Origin of the sequence: Micromonospora sp. NPDC047753 (assembly GCF_040642735.1) — a bacterium.
GTDB lineage: Bacteria > Actinomycetota > Actinomycetes > Mycobacteriales > Micromonosporaceae > Micromonospora.
This window is the reverse complement of record NZ_JBEYSL010000132.1, coordinates 1-14,448: the sequence shown is the minus strand read 5'-3', so window position 1 is coordinate 14,448 and position 14,448 is coordinate 1. Positions and strand designations below refer to the sequence as shown.

General features: G+C 72.3%; 11 protein-coding genes, 2 pseudogenes and 1 riboswitch. Of the genes and pseudogenes, 6 read left to right on the top strand and 7 right to left on the bottom strand.

All coding sequences use genetic code 11. The features are described 5' to 3' along the window. A pseudogene (locus ABZ749_RS13975) lies at nt 1-281 on the top strand (hypothetical protein); the annotation flags it as partial. Nucleotides 282-314: 33 nt separating this feature from the next. On the opposite strand, the gene ABZ749_RS13970 reads toward ABZ749_RS13975, so the two are convergent. Beyond that, complete coding sequence (locus tag ABZ749_RS13970; RefSeq protein WP_357227405.1) at nt 315-1,022, bottom strand: phospholipase; 708 nt, start codon at nt 1,020-1,022, stop codon at nt 315-317. Nucleotides 1,023-1,113: 91 nt separating this feature from the next. Then, nucleotides 1,114-2,106 carry a LacI family DNA-binding transcriptional regulator gene (locus tag ABZ749_RS13965; RefSeq protein ID WP_357227402.1) on the bottom strand — a complete coding sequence of 331 codons (993 nt, stop codon included), beginning with the start codon at nt 2,104-2,106 and terminating at the stop codon, nt 1,114-1,116. 158 nt (nt 2,107-2,264) lie between these two features. Between ABZ749_RS13965 and ABZ749_RS13960 the strand changes: the two genes are divergently transcribed. Next, nucleotides 2,265-3,518: an MFS transporter gene (locus ABZ749_RS13960; RefSeq protein WP_357227399.1), complete on the top strand. Its 1,254-nt coding sequence runs from the start codon at nt 2,265-2,267 to the stop codon at nt 3,516-3,518. A 73-nt stretch (nt 3,519-3,591) separates the two neighbouring features. After that, on the top strand, nt 3,592-4,488 hold the full coding sequence (locus ABZ749_RS13955; RefSeq protein WP_357227396.1) for an aldo/keto reductase: 897 nt from the start codon (nt 3,592-3,594) through the stop codon (nt 4,486-4,488). A 19-nt stretch (nt 4,489-4,507) separates the two neighbouring features. Here the strand turns inward: ABZ749_RS13955 and ileS are convergent, their stop codons facing one another. From ileS to ABZ749_RS13940, 3 genes are all read right to left on the bottom strand, one after another. Continuing rightward, entirely contained in the window at nt 4,508-7,654 is a 3,147-nt protein-coding gene (gene ileS / locus ABZ749_RS13950; RefSeq protein WP_357227393.1) for an isoleucine--tRNA ligase, read from the bottom strand. Nucleotides 7,655-7,933: 279 nt separating this feature from the next. Beyond that, the gene (locus ABZ749_RS13945) at nt 7,934-8,602 is read right to left on the bottom strand and encodes a hypothetical protein (RefSeq protein WP_357227391.1); all 669 of its coding nucleotides are present in this window, start codon (nt 8,600-8,602) and stop codon (nt 7,934-7,936) included. Nucleotides 8,603-8,632: 30 nt separating this feature from the next. After that, nucleotides 8,633-9,139 carry a hypothetical protein gene (locus ABZ749_RS13940; protein ID WP_357227388.1) on the bottom strand — a complete coding sequence of 169 codons (507 nt, stop codon included), beginning with the start codon at nt 9,137-9,139 and terminating at the stop codon, nt 8,633-8,635. A gap of 149 nt (nt 9,140-9,288) precedes the next feature. Here ABZ749_RS13940 and ABZ749_RS13935 point away from each other — a divergent pair, with 149 nt between their 5' ends. Beyond that, nucleotides 9,289-10,065, top strand: a complete 777-nt coding sequence (locus tag ABZ749_RS13935; protein WP_357227385.1) for a maleylpyruvate isomerase family mycothiol-dependent enzyme — start codon at nt 9,289-9,291, stop codon at nt 10,063-10,065. On the opposite strand, the gene ABZ749_RS13930 is transcribed toward ABZ749_RS13935, so the two are convergent. Together ABZ749_RS13930 and ABZ749_RS13925 are read right to left on the bottom strand one after the other, a co-directional pair. Beyond that, complete coding sequence (locus ABZ749_RS13930) at nt 10,062-10,781, bottom strand: hypothetical protein (RefSeq protein ID WP_357227382.1); 720 nt, start codon at nt 10,779-10,781, stop codon at nt 10,062-10,064. The two genes, ABZ749_RS13935 and ABZ749_RS13930, sit on opposite strands and share 4 nt — an antisense overlap. Continuing rightward, nucleotides 10,774-11,355 carry an RNA polymerase sigma factor gene (locus ABZ749_RS13925; protein ID WP_355007409.1) on the bottom strand — a complete coding sequence of 194 codons (582 nt, stop codon included), beginning with the start codon at nt 11,353-11,355 and terminating at the stop codon, nt 10,774-10,776. The genes ABZ749_RS13930 and ABZ749_RS13925 overlap by 8 nt, the downstream gene beginning before the upstream one ends. A 120-nt stretch (nt 11,356-11,475) precedes the next feature. Between ABZ749_RS13925 and ABZ749_RS13920 the strand changes: the two genes are divergently transcribed. Both ABZ749_RS13920 and ABZ749_RS13915 read left to right on the top strand, forming a co-directional pair. Then, nucleotides 11,476-11,811, top strand: a complete 336-nt coding sequence (locus tag ABZ749_RS13920; protein ID WP_357227379.1) for a hypothetical protein — start codon at nt 11,476-11,478, stop codon at nt 11,809-11,811. A gap of 302 nt (nt 11,812-12,113) precedes the next feature. Beyond that, nucleotides 12,114-12,243: riboswitch (cobalamin riboswitch) on the top strand. Between the two features lie 279 nt (nt 12,244-12,522). Further along, nucleotides 12,523-14,361, top strand: a pseudogene (locus tag ABZ749_RS13915) (cobaltochelatase subunit CobN); the annotation flags it as partial. Nucleotides 14,362-14,448 lie beyond the last annotated feature (87 nt).

Here is a 14,448-nt window from a genome sequence, read left to right as displayed (position 1 = left end):
CTGGTCGGCCTCGGCCACGAACGGCGCGTCGGCGTCCGCGTCCGAGTGCACGGCGACCGTTTCCACGCCCATCGCGGCACGCCACCCGGGCCGACGAGTCGGCGCTGGCCGCCGTGCACGCCGCCGGGCAGCTCTTCGGCCCCACGCAGACCCTCCCCCTAGCGATGATCATCGGTCAGGTCCGGGCCACGGCCATCGACCTGCTGCGCGGCGTCAACCCGGAGGACGATGCCGCCGTCCTCGCCCGCGTCGACGAAGCCCTGGGCCTCCCACCGGTCTGATGTCCGCATTACTCAACGTTGGTTCCCCGCCCTTCAAGGAGGGGCGGTCAGCCAGGTGGTGGCGGCGTCGCGGATCGGGGCGGGGATGTCGTGGCCGCCGGGGAACTCCTGGTAGGTCACGTCGTAGCCGAGGTCGTGCAGGTGGGGGACGAGACGGCGGCTGCACACGTCGATGGGCAGCACCCGGTCGTCGACGCCGTGCGAGATGAAGATCCGTGGCCGACCGTGGGTGACCGGTGGCGCGGCGAAACCGGGGGAGAAGGCCAGCACCGCGTCGACCAGATCCCCGTTCGCCAAGCCCAGCGACAGCGCGTACGAGGCGCCGTCGGAAAAGCCACCGACTGTCACGTCGGCCACCGGGTAGGTGTCGAAGACGGTCGCCAACAGCCCGTCGATGCGCCCCACGTCCGCCCCGAAGCCACCGGCGATCAGGTCCCAACTGGCCGCTGACGAGTCCGGGGCGACCAGCAGCAGGTGATGCGCGTCCGCGACCGGCAACAGCAGGTCCAGCCCCTGTCGCGCCGATCCGCCCGCACCGTGCAGGAGAAGCACCAACCGGTACGCCGAACCGTCGGTCGTCGGCTCCGGGGCGTACCCCAGGGCCAGCCGGTCACCGTCGGGGCCGGTCATCGGCACCAGCCCGGTGCGGCCCGGCGCCACCGGAGCGTGGCGGCGGGCGGTCAACCGGCCGTCCCGGGGGCTCGGCGCCGGGTCCCAGTGCGACGGCGCGGAGTCGGACACGGGTCGGCGCTCCTCACGGTGGACGGAAGGTCCGACGCGGTTACCCGGCCCGTCACTGGTTAACCGTGAGCGTGCTCGACCGGGCGTCGACTCATGCGCTGGCCCGTGCCACCAGTGCGGACGGGAAGAAAGTCACCGGGGCAGCTGGGCGCCCCTCCAGCAGAGCGGTGGCTGCGGCGCCGGCGATCCGCCCGACCGGATGACTCGCCGTGGTCAGCGCCGGGGCGGTCATCCCGGCCAACGGAATGTCGTCGAAGCCGGCCACCGCGACGTCGCCGGGCACCTGCGCGCCCGCGTCGCGCAGGCCAGCGATCACCCCGAGCGCGGTGTCGTCGCTGATCGCGTAGATGGCGTCGATGTCCGGCCAGCGGCGCAGCGCCTCGCCGGCCGCCGTCCGGCCGCGCGCCGCCCGGAAGTCCCCGGGCAGTATCCGCTCCGGTAGGCCGGCCTCGGCCATCAGTCGGCGGTACGTCTGAACGGGGCGTTGCGCGCAGGGCAGCCACCGGGGGCCGGTCACCATGGCGATCCGGCGGCGACCCGAGGCGTACAGATGACGCAGCACCGCCTCGGAGCCGGCGGCGTTGTCGACGTCGAAAGAGGGCACTGTCGCCGAGCCGATGCCGATCGAGACCACCCGACCGCGCAGCGACCGGGGCACCGCCGCCAGCAGTTCCTCGGTGGTGTTGACCAGGATCACCCCGCACACACTGCGATCGCAGTCGAGTTGGTCGAGGCTGCGGGGGTCGCCGAACGGCAGCCAGCACAGGGCCACCCCGACACCGGCGGGCGTGCACACCCGGGCGGCCGCGCCGACCACCTGGTTCACGTACGGGTCGTCCAGCACGGCGGCGCTGGTGCCCAGAACGGCCACGACCAGGCGTACGCCGCCTCGGCCGTGGACCAGCGCCCGCGCGGCCGGGTTGGGCACGTAGCCGAGCTGGTCGACGGCGGCCGTGACCTGTTTCCGGGCGGCCGGCGAGGCGAACCCCGTGCCGGCGATCACCCGCGACGCGGTGGACCGGGACACCCCGGCGACCCGGGCCACGTCCTCAAGAGTGGCCGGTCGGTGTGCCGCTGTCGTCATCGTCGCCTCCTGCGGCGGCCCGTCCGGTCGGACCAACGCCTGCCCATCATGCCCCGGCCGGTCCAGCAGCGGTAAGGGGCGGTGCCCGGTTGTGGTGGTAGCGCTCTCAGGTGTGCGATCGTGCCAGGAGATCACCCCGAGAAAGAGGACTTACCCTCGTGAGCGCCCCCACCAGTCGCCCGTTAGCCCCGGAAACCGCGTCGCCGACCCTGCGGACGGTGCGGCTCGCCCGCAATGGCGTCGCTGTCACCTTCACCCTCAACGGGCTGGCCGTGGGTAGCTGGTTCTCCCGCGTTCCGGCGGTCCGGGAGGCGTTGGACCTCTCCGCCGGCCGACTCGGGTTGCTGCTGCTGGCGATGAGCGTCGGCGCGTTGCTCGCCATGCCCACCGCCGGCCTGCTCGCCCAGCGTCTCGGCGCGGCCCGCACCGTCACCCTCGCCACCGCGGTGGTCGCGGTCGGCCTGACCGTGGCGGGCCTGGGCGCCACGATGACCGGGTCGTTCGCCATCGTCGCCCTGGGACTCGTCGCCCTCGGCTACGGCTCCGGCGCCTGCGACGTGGCGATGAACGTCGAGGGCGCGGCGGTGGAACGGCGGCTGGCTCGTACGATCATGCCCCGGTTCCACGCCGGGTGGAGCCTCGGCTCGGTGGCCGGAGCGGCGCTGGGCGCCGGGGCGGCCCGGTTCGACGTGTCGGTCGGCGCGCATCTCGTCGCTGTGGCGGTTGTCGTGTTGACCGGCACCGCGCTCGCCGCCCGGACGTTCCTGCCCGTGGGCAGCGATCACACCGGCGACCCGGCGGACGCCACCCCGGCTGCCCGCCGCCGGGCTCAGCTCGCCGCCTGGCGGGAGCCGCGCACCCTGCTGATCGGGCTGTTCGTGCTGGTGGCGGCGTTCACCGAGGGTGCCGCCAACGACTGGCTGGCCGTGGCGTTCATCGATGGACGGGAGCTGAGCGAGGCCGCCGGCGCGGCGGTCTTCGCGGTCTTCGTGGTCGGCATGACCGTCGGACGCACCGTCGGCACCATCGCGCTGGACCGGTGGGGTCGGGTGCCGGTGCTCAGCGGCACCATCTGTCTCGCCGTCGTCGGCGCCGGCCTGGCGGTGCTGGCGGGCTCCGGGCCGGTGGCTGTCATCGGCGTCGCGTTGTGGGGCCTGGGCGCGTCGCTGGGCTTCCCGGTCGGGATGAGCGCGGCGGCCGACGACGAGGCGCACGCGGCGGTGCGGGTGAGCGTGGTCGCGGTGATCGGCTACACCGCGTTCCTCGGTGGCCCGCCGTTGCTGGGGCTGGTCGGCGACGAGGTCGGCACCCTGCGCGCGTTGCTGGCGGTGCCGTTGCTGCTGCTGCCGACCCTGCTGCTGGTGCCGGTGCTGCGCCCGCCGCACGCGGTTTCATCTGCCATTAAAAACTAACCCACTCCGCCGTCGGGCGGTATCGGGTGCGTGGCCGACTGCGTCACGTACCCGAGCTGGTTAGGGTCGCCCGATGCCAACCGACGAGATCACCGCCGCTGCGGCGGGCACCTGGACCCTGGGCGACCGCACCGTGCGCCGGATGGGCTTCGGCTCCATGCGGATCACCGCGAACCCCGACCCTGACCGGGCCGTCGCCCTGCTGCGCCGCGCCGTGGAGCTGGGCGTCAACCACATCGACACCGCCGCGTTCTACGTCTCGCCCGGCGGCACCCTACGTGTCGGCACCGGCCCGGCCCGCTACGCCACCGAGCTGATCCGCGCGGCGCTCGCCCCGTACCCGGAGGACCTGGTGATCGCCACCAAGGTCGGTTTCGGGTACGACCCGGAGGCGGGCTTCACCGAGGCGTTCACCCCGGCGCAGTTGCGGGCCCAGGTGGAGGAGAACCTTCGCCGGCTCGGCCGCGACCAGCTCGACGTGGTGAACCTGCGCCTCGGCCGAGGGCCGGGTGCGGTGCCGGTGGCCGACCGGTTCGGCGCGCTCGCCGAGCTGCGGGCCGCCGGGCTGATCCGGCACCTCGGGCTCTCCAACGTCCGGCCGGAACAGCTGGACGAGGTGACGGGCATCGCGCCGGTGGTCTGCGTGCAGAACAACTACGGGGTGGACGCCTACCGGGAGCAGGACGCGTTCGTCCGGCTCTGCGGTGAGCGGGGCATCGCCTACGTGCCGTTCTTCGCGCTGGTCGGCACCGGGCGGGAGGCGGGCGCGAGCACCACGCAGGGCGAGGCCGTCGAGGCGGTCGCCCGCGCGCACGGCGTCACCCCGCAGCAGGTACGCCTCGGCTGGACCCTGCACCAGGGCCCCCACGTGCTGGCCATCCCCGGCACCGCCAACCCGGACCACCTGGCGCAGAACGTGGCGGCCGGTGCCCTGCGCCTGACCCCGGAGGACCTGACCCGGCTCGGTTGACCGGCCACCCGGCCACCGCTCAGGCCCGCACGACGTGTACGACGATCTCGTAGCCGTTGCCCACGGTGCCGGAGAAACCCTCCGACAACGCGTCCACCACGGTCAGCCTGAGCGCGAGGGTCTCGTGCGCGATGAGCTTCTGATGCGTGGATATCGCCGCCGCCACCTCGGCGGACGCGGCGATCGACACCGTGATCCGGTCGGCCACCTCGAAGTCGGCGTCGCGGCGGGCCTGCTGAACGATACGGACGACGTCGCGTGCGACGCCCTCGGCTGCCAGTTCGGGGGTGATCTCGGTGTCCAACGCGATCGTCGCGCCGCGCTGGGACTCCACGACCCAACCGGTGCGCGGCACCTCCGTGATCAGGATGTCGTCCAGGCCCACCTCGACCTGCGTACCGTCGACCGACAGCGGGTACGTCCCGTTCGCCCGGACGCCGTCGACCAGGTCGCGGGGGGCCACGGCGGCAATCGCCGTCGCGACGCGCTGGGTGCGGTTGCCGAACCGGCGGCCCAGGGTCCGGAAGTTCGCTTTGACCCGCACGTCGATGACCCCGCTCTGGGCGTCGAGCGGCTGGAGGACCTTGACGTTCAACTCGTCGCCGATGTCGTCCAGCAACGCCTGCGGGAGAACGGTGCCGGCCGGCAGGCCCACGAGCGCCCGGCTCAACGGCTGACGGATCCGCAGACTGCTCGCCTTACGCGCGGACCGTCCCGCCTCGGCCAACGCCCGCGCCGTGGCCACCTGGGCCGACAACTCCGTACTGATCAGTGTGGTGTCGGGGGTTGGCCAGGTCGCCAGGTGTACCGACTCCGCGGCCGTCGCGGCACCCGGCCGGACGACCTGCTGCCACACCTGCTCCGTGACGAAGGGAACGAAGGGCGCCAGTAGCCGCGTGAGAATGTCGATGCACTCGTACAGGGTGGTGAGGGCGTCGGGGTCGCCCTCCCAGAAGCGCTGCCGCGACCGCCGCACGTACCAGTTCGACAGGTCGTCGATGAAGTCGGCGAGCAGCCGGCCGGCGCGCGCCGTGTCGTAGTTCTGCATCCGTTCGTCCACGGCGGCCGCGAGGGCGTGGACCTCGCCGACGATCCACCGGTCCAACACCGGCCGCTGGGCGACCGGCTGCGCCAGTTGCGGCGCCCACGTCGAGTTCGCCGCGTAGAGGGAGAAGAACGCCGCTGTGTTCCAGTAGGTCATCAACACCTTGCGGACGATCTCGTCGAGTGGGGCGGGCCCGATCCGGCGTGGCGACCACGGTGAGCCGGAGCACGCCATGAACCAGCGCACCGCGTCGGCGCCGTGGGTGTCCATCAACGGGATCGGCAGCAGGATGTTGCCCAGGTGTTTGCTCATCTTGCGGCCGTCCTCGGCCAGGATGTGCCCGAGGCAGACGACGTTCTCGTACGGGGACCGGTCGAAGACCAGCGTGCCCACCGCCATCAGCGTGTAGAACCACCCCCGCGTCTGGTCGATCGCCTCGCAGATGTACTGGGCCGGGTAGGTGCGCTCGAAGATCTCCCTGCTACCCGGCACGTGGGGGTAGCCCAACGACGCGAACGGCATGGCCCCGGAGTCGTACCAGGCGTCGATCACCTCCGGGACCCGGGTGGCGGTCCGGCCGCAGTCCGGGCAGGCGAAGGTGATCTCGTCGACGTACGGGCGGTGCGGATCCAGCTCGGACAGGTCGGCGCCGGCCAGCTCCCCGAGCTCCGTACGGGAACCGACAGCGGTCACGTGGTTGTCCGGGCATCGCCACAGCGGCAGCGGGGTGCCCCAGTACCGGGAACGGGACACCGCCCAGTCGATGTTGTTCTTCAGCCAGTCGCCGTAGCGGCCGTGTTTGATGTGCTCCGGGAACCAGTTGGTGTTGTCGTTCTCCCGCGTCAGCTCGTCGCGGACCTCGGTAGTCCGGATGTACCAGGACGGCTGCGCGTAGTACATCAGCGGCGTGTGGCACCGCCAGCAGTGCGGGTAGGGGTGCTCGAACGGTTCGTGCCGGAACAACCGACCAGACTGCCTGAGACGGTCGATCAGCAACGCGTCGGCGTCCTTGAAGAACACCCCACCGACCAGGTCGATGCCGTCGTTGAACCGCCCGTTCGGGGCGACCGGGTTGACCAGCGGCAACCCGTACGCGCGGCAGACGGCGAGGTCGTCCGCGCCGAATGCCGGCGCCTGGTGGACCAGGCCGGTGCCGTCCTCGGTCGTGACGTACTCCGCGAGGACCACGAGGTGCGCGTCCGGGATGTCGACCAGGTCGAACGGCCGCTCGTACCGCAGTCCTTCCAGGGCCGACCCGGGTACGGTCGCCAGGATCTCCGCCTCGTCGCCGAGGACCCGCCGGGCCAGCGGTTCGGCGACGACGAACGTGCCCTGCCCGGTGCGGGCGAGGGCGTACGTCACCCCGGGGTGTACGGCGACGGCGGTGTTGGACACCAGGGTCCACGGGGTGGTGGTCCAGATCAGCAGGTCGACGCCGCTGTGTCCGACCACGTCCCCGCGCACCGGAAACCGCACGTACACGGAAGGGTCGGTGACGGTCTCGTACCCCTGCGCCACCTCGTGGTCGGACAGGGTCGTGCCGTCGCGGGTGCAGTACGGCGCGACCCGGAAGTCCTCCACCAGCCGCCCGCCGTCGTGGATCTGCTTCAGTGACCACCAGACGCTGTCCACGTACTCCGGGGACATGGTCTGGTACGGATGCTCCAGGTCGATCCAGTAACCCATACGCTCGCTGAGCTGGACGAACTCGTCGACGTGCCGCAGCACCGAGGTGCGGCACAGGGCGTTGAACTCCGCGACGCCCATCCTCTCGATGTCGGCCTTGCCGCTGAGCCCCAGTTCCTTCTCCACCGCGAGCTCGACGGGCAGGCCGTGGCAGTCCCACCCGGCACGGCGCGGCACCGAGAAGCCCCGCATCGTCCGGTACCGGGGAAAGAGGTCCTTGAAGACCCTCGCCTCGATGTGGTGGGTGCCCGGCGTGCCGTTGGCGGTCGGCGGGCCCTCGTAGAACACCCACGGCGGGCCGTCGGCCGTCTGCTCCAGACTCCGGTTGAACACGTTGTTGGCCTGCCACCACTCGATGACCGCACGGTCCATCCCGCCAAGGTCGATCTTGGTGGGCAGTGGCACGAATGGCGACTTCGACGGACCGTCCGGCACCGACGTTCTCCCTACACTTCACGTCCGCTCGCGGGGGCATCAGCTCACTGCCCACGCGGGGACGAAGCGCCGGGCGTATGGCCAGGACTCCGCGGTACCACCCCGCTTGCGCCTCGACGGTGCAGGCGCCGCTCAATTTCTCGACGTGACGTGCCGCTACGTCCGGTTCTACCGGGGCGGTCGAACTGCCCGTTCTTCCGGAGGCTCCCCGGTGATGGCCGGATCGGTGCCGATGCCAAGCAGCATAGCTGTCCGTGCGCTGGGCCCGTGGCCGGAGCGCTAGCCGTGCAGCCAGATGCGGAGAGGGCCGGTGGTGGTGAAACCAGCGGAGAGCGCCGGCGCCAGTTCCGGCGTGCTCTCGTAGCCGACCAGCGGCGCGCCGGGCACTGTGGCACACACCGCGCGCCAGATGGCCCGGGAGGTGTCGACGCGGGCGAACAGGTTGGAAACGCCGTACGGGCCGTCGCCGCTGAGCACCGCTCCACCGGTGACCACACCCCGGTCGTCGTGGCGGGCGAGCACCCGTACGCGGGGGTCAGCCAGGAGCGCGGGGCGGAACAGATCTTCGCCGCCGTGGGCCGCCGCCCAGGCCGCCAACTCGTCGGGTGTGGTGACCGGGGCCAGCGGTGTGTCGACAGGTGGTGCAGACGGTGGCCGGTGGATCCACTGCGCGTCGAAGAGCACCCGGAACCCGTACCCGGACAGGTCGAGGTCGGCGAAGCTGTCCTTCACCGACGCGCCGGGCCCGGCGTCGATCCGGGCCAGCAGGGCCTCGGCGTCGACGCCCGGCCGTAGGGTGACCGCGTCCGGGTACCACTGCGGCGAACGGTGGGGGACCCACCAGGCGTCGGCGTCGGTACGGCCGGCCAACCCCTGGCTGCCGCAGACGATGTCGCACCAGTCGGCGTTGTTGCGGGCCGCCGCCGCCACCCGTTCGTCCTCCTGCACGTCAGGCAGCCTAGGTGGCCCGGCGCTGGCTCAGGGGGCGTAGACCAGGTCCATCGTGTCGGTGTGCCCGGACCAGCGCAGGTCGAGGCGCCAGCAGCCGGCCTCGGGCAGGTCGATGATCGACGGACCGGGGCCACCGGGAACCTCCCGGATCACCCGGGTGTCGGTGCCGTCCAGCCTCGCGGTGATCTCCAGGGTCGCCGGCGCGGTCGGGTCGGGGGAGGTCGTGGCGGCGCGCGCCACCCACAGGATCTTGTTGTTCGACCCGTCCGTCCGGACCTGCCGCAGTGGGTGGGCGAACAGCACCGCGACGATGTCACCCTTCGCGCCGAAGACGTGCGGAACCCGCGCGTCCCCGCTGAACCCGGCGTCCGCCCAGTCCGGCAGCGACCCCGTCTCGACCCGCGCCGCGCAGGCGGGCGCGGTGCGCGCCGTGGTGGCTTCCCCCGCCGTCGGCGCCGCCCCGCTGGTCGTGGTCGTGCACCCCGCCAGCAGAACCACCGAGGATGCCAGCATCAACCTGCCCCAGGAAATCATTTCGCTCCTTCCGGTACGCGTCGACGACTCGTCGCACCCTTCCGACACCGCCCAGGCCCACAAGGTTCCTGGTGCTCGGCGGAGCCGAACGCGTCCTGGGCCGGCAAATTCACTATCCGGCGGGCGGAGCGCAGTGATACACATCCGGGGTGCCGAACACTGTGGAGTTCCCTGAGGTCCTGCGGCTGATCGAAGACCGCTCGGCGGCGTTCCGCGCCGCGATCGCGTCCGCCCCCGACCTTGACGCCCAGGTCCCGACCTGCCCGGACTGGACGCTGCGCGAACTGGCGCAGCACCTCGGCGACGGCCGCCGCCGCCAGGCCACCATCGTCGCGGCAGGCCCGGGCGCCGAGCCCCCGACGAGGACGGACCCGAAGGGCGCCCCGACCGCGCCCCGCAACCGCGAAGCCCTCGACGCCTGGCTCGCCGAGTCGACCGAGCTGATGCTCGACGCCATGCGCGAGGCCGGCCCGGACCGCGGCTGCTGGACCTGGTGGGGCCACTCGCAGGCCCCGGAGACCAGCGGAGCCGTGGCCCGGCACCAGGTCCAGGAACTGGCCGTCCACACCTACGACGTGCAGCTCACCCAGGGGGCGGCACAGCCGCTGCCGACGGACGTCGCGGTCGAGGGCGTCGACGAGTTCCTGACGACAGTGGCGGCGACGACCGTCCCCTGGCCGTTCGAGCCGGCGACCATCGACCTGCACACGACCGAGGGCCGCTCCTGGCGCCTGACCCTCAACGCCGACGGCGTCCGCTGCGACGACCTCGCCGCCGACGCGGAGCCGGGCGACATGGCGATGCGAGGCACGGCGAGCGAAATGGTCCTCTACTTCTACGAGCGCGTCCCGCTCGACGTCGTGGAAACCACCGGCGACACCAAGCCGATGGAGCAGCTCGCGGACTGGGACCCGAACGCGCACTAGCCCAGTGAGCGCGCGACCTCGATCGCCTCGGCCTTGGTGAGGGCCCCCTCCAGCCGGTAACTCACGTCGTTGTCCTGCCAGATCAGGGTCGAGGCGGCAAGTCGAGCGGTCTCCCTGCGGATCCCACCCGCCCGGTCCACGTAGGACAACACGTGTGGGCCGTCAACCCAGACGGCGAAGTCGCCGTTCACCTGGACCCAGTTCGCGCCCGGCGGGGTGATCTCCTTGTGGAAGGCCAGGTCGAGGTGGCCGTCGAACGCGTCGACGCGCAGCGCGCCCCCGTCGTAGAGCAGCGTCGCCACCCGGTAGCGGCCAGTGGCGTCCGGGTCGGCGACCAGTACCTGTTCGGGCGTGCCCAGCTTCGCCGGCAGGCGGATCGGAAACCGCACCGCCCGCTGGGCCTCGGCCAGGGCGACGGTCCGCTGCCCGGGCAACGGCGACGCGGTGCCGCCGGGCGGCATCGGGGCGGGTGAGGTGGCGATGCTGACCCCGGCGAAGCGCAGCAGCCCCGTGACGGCGTCGGCGATCGCGGCCCGCGTCGGCGGCAACAGCGCGACCAGCAGGGCGACGAGCGCCACCGCGGCGAGTGACCGCCACCGGCGCCGCCGGGGCGGGGTCGCGCCCAGTCGTACGCGGACACGGGCGGTCACGTCGGGCGGATCGGGGGTTTCCAGCCAGGCGGACAGGTCGCGCAGTTCCCGTTCGAGGTCACCCATGCCGGACCTCCGCACTGTCGAGCAGGCCGCGGAGCTTCGCCAGCGCCCGGGACGTACGCGACTTCACTGTGCCCCGGGGCCAGCCCAGAGCCGACACCGTCTCCTCCTCGGTGAGATCGAGGAAGAACCGGCAGACGATGACCTCGCGGTCCCGTGTTGGCAGTTGCCGCAGCGCCTGCACCAGCGACCTCCGGCGCTCCCCGGCGAGGACCGCGGCGACCGCGTCGTCCTCGGCGATCTCAGACCTCGGGTCCGCTGCCGCCGCCCGCAGGACGAGCCCGTCGCGCCGGCCACGGGAGCGGTGCAGGTTGCGGGTCTCGTTCGCGACGATCGCGAGCAGCCACGACCGGAAGGACGCGTCACCCCGGTAACGGGACAGCTTCCGGTACGCCTTCACAAACGCCTCCTGGATGACGTCCTCGGAGTCCGAGCCCGCGCCGAGCAGCACCGCGGTCCGGTACGCGGACGCGGTGTGCCGGGTGACCAGGAGGTCGTACGCCTCCAGGTCACCTGCCCGAGCGCGGGTGACGAGCGTCTCGTCGTCCAGGGGAGCCTCCGTTCGGATCACACTCATGACACCGCCCACCCGCCGCGGGTTCCACCCGGCGCGGGTCAGGTTTTTCCCATCCGCCGTGCAGCGTATTGCCAGGATTTGGTGGTGCACTGGGAGAGGTGTCGAGGAGAGGGGCTGGTCATGAGCTGGTTCAGTCGCCGGTCACGGGGTGCCGAGGCGACCCCGACGAAGCTGGACCGGGAGGCGACCCGCGAGGATCTCGCGGCGCTGGAGGCGTTCGTCGCCAGCCGGCGAGGGGTGGAGTTCTACCTGGAGCCGGAGACCACGGCGACGGACACCACTGTGGTGGCGATCGCCCACGACGGCGAGTGGATCCGCCGCCGTACCGGAACGCCCCGCGCGGCCGGGGCCATCGCCCGCAAGCACGCGGTGCCGCTGTACGAGGCCGGGCGCACCGGCTACCCGGAACGGATGCGGACCTGGAGCCGAGCGCACCCGGAACGCCACGCCCGTTGATCGGGGCGTCGACCGGTGTCGGTTGTCGCGCGTGGCGTCTGACGAGGCGCGGACCGCGAGCCGAGGCTTCTGAATCGTCTACGACATCAGCTCCAAAGGGGCCGCGTGACCACTCCGCCCCCTGCCACGGGCCAGTCCGCGAGGCCGACCAACAATTTGCCCAGCCCGCCATCGCGACGGGAGGCATCACCCGCGCGCCGATATTTTCGCAGGTCGATGCGGTGAGCGTGGTCGGGTGGCGGTGGGGTCCGCGTTGACCGGCGGCGCGGCCGTGTGGCAGCATTCGCGGCCTGACGGCAGTGAAGGAAGTCGGTGCGAATCCGACGCGGTCCCGCCACTGTCACCGGGGAGCGATCCCCCCTCGTGAGTCACGGCCGTGTGTCTGCGGTTGGAAGGCCGGGGGAGAGCGTCGATCCGGAAGCCAGGATACTTCGGCCGTCGGGATGTACCCCAGGGCGTGGACACCCGAGGAGGACCCGATGACGCACGGCGTCTCATTCATCGACGACTTTCGTCGTCTCGCATTCCAGGCAGTGCATTCCAAGGACACCGGACACCGGCACCGCTGAGCTGATCGCCCGGCGCTGACCGGCCCCGACCCATGCGTCGGCGCGCCGTTCGCTCTGGCCGTCGTACCGGCTGACGCCGTACCCACCCGCATCGCCCCGGTCGCCTCCGTAGCGGCCAGGGCGTCACTCTCCGGAGCCTGCCGTGCGCATCCTGCTGCTGTCCACCGCCGACACCGACCTGCTGGCCGCCCGCGCCAGCGGTGCCGACTACCGGTTGGCCAACCCCGCCCGAGTCGCCGCCGAGGAGGTGCCCGCCCTGCTCGACGGGGTCGCCCTCGTCGTCGTACGCCTGCTCGGCGGTCGACAGGCGTGGCCGGACGGCCTCGCCGCGGTGCTCGCCACCGGCGTGCCGACTGTCGTGCTCGGCGGTGAGGCGCTGCCCGACGCCGAGCTGATGGCCATCTCCACAGTGCCGTCCGGGGTCGTCACCCAGTCGCTGGCGTACCTCGTGGAGGGCGGCCCGGACAACCTCGGACAGTTGGCCCGGTTCCTCTCCGACACGGTGCTGCTCACCGGCGAGGGGTTCGCCGCACCCGCGCCCACCCCGGCGTACGGCGTGCACGGCGACCACCCCGCCGACCCGGACCGGCCCACAGTGGGAATCGTCTTCTACCGGGCGCACGCCCTCGCCGGCAACACCGGATTCGTCGACGTGCTCGCGGACGCGGTCCGCCAGGCCGGCGGCAACCCGCTGCCGATCTTCTGCGGCTCGCTGCGCGGGTTGACCGCGGGCGCCGGACCACTCGGGCTCTTCGCCCGCTGTGACGCGCTGCTGGTCACGGTGCTCGCGGCCGGCGGCGCGGTCGCCGCCGACGCCTCCGGTGGCGGCGACGAGGACGCCTGGGACGTCGGCGCCCTGGCCGCCCTGGACGTGCCGGTCATCCAGGCGCTCTGCCTCACCAGCACCCGCGCACAGTGGGCCGACAGCGACGCCGGCCTGTCCCCGTTGGACGCCGCCATGCAGGTGGCCATCCCCGAGTTCGACGGCCGGATCGTCACGGTGCCGTTCTCGTTCAAGCAGATCGACGCGGACGGGCTCTCGGTCTACGCCGCCGATCCCGAGCGGGCCGCCCGGGTCGCCGGGATCGCGGTACGCCACGCCCGGCTGCGGTACGTGCCGCACGCCGACAAGCGGGTCGCCGTGGTGCTCAGCTCGTACCCCACCAAGCACTCCCGGGTCGGCAACGCCGTCGGGTTGGACACCCCGGCGTCGGCGGTCCGGCTGTTCGCCGCGTTGGCCGAGGCCGGCTACGACCTGGGTGACGCGCCGCCGCCCGACGACGGCGACGCGCTGATCCACGCGCTGATCGCCGCCGGTGGTCACGACGTGGAGTGGCTCACCCCGGAGCAGTTGGCAGCGGCCGAGGCACGGATACCGGGGCCGACGTACCAGCGGTGGTTCGACCAGGTGCCGGCCGAACTGCGCGAGCGGATGCGGGAGCACTGGGGTGAGCCGCCGGGCGAGCTGTACACCGAGGGCGGAGACATCGTGCTCGCCGGGCTGCGCTTCGGCAACGTGGTGCTGCTGATCCAGCCGCCCCGCGGCTTCGGGGAGAACCCGATCGCCATCTACCACGACCCGGACCTGCCGCCGAGTCACCACTACCTGGCCGCGTACCGCTGGCTGACCGCGCCGGTCGCGGACGGCGGCTTCGGCGCGGACGCCGTGGTGCACCTGGGCAAGCACGGCACCCTGGAGTGGCTGCCCGGCAAGGGCCTCGGCCTTTCCGCCGACTGCGCGCCCGACGCGGTCCTCGGCGACCTGCCGCTGGTGTACCCGTTCATCGTCAACGACCCCGGCGAGGGCACCCAGGCCAAGCGGCGGGCGCACGCCGTGGTCGTCGACCACCTGGTCCCGCCGATGGCCCGCGCCGAGACCTACGGCGACCTGGCCAAACTGGAACAACTGCTCGACGAGTACGCGACGGTGCAGGCCCTCGACCCGGCCAAGGTGCCCACCGTACGGGCGCAGATCTGGGACTAGTTGGGTGCACGTGTCGTCCCATGCTGTCCCCGCGCCTCCATGCCCACGGCGGCCTTCGGGCCGGGTGCACTGCGACGCTGGGCC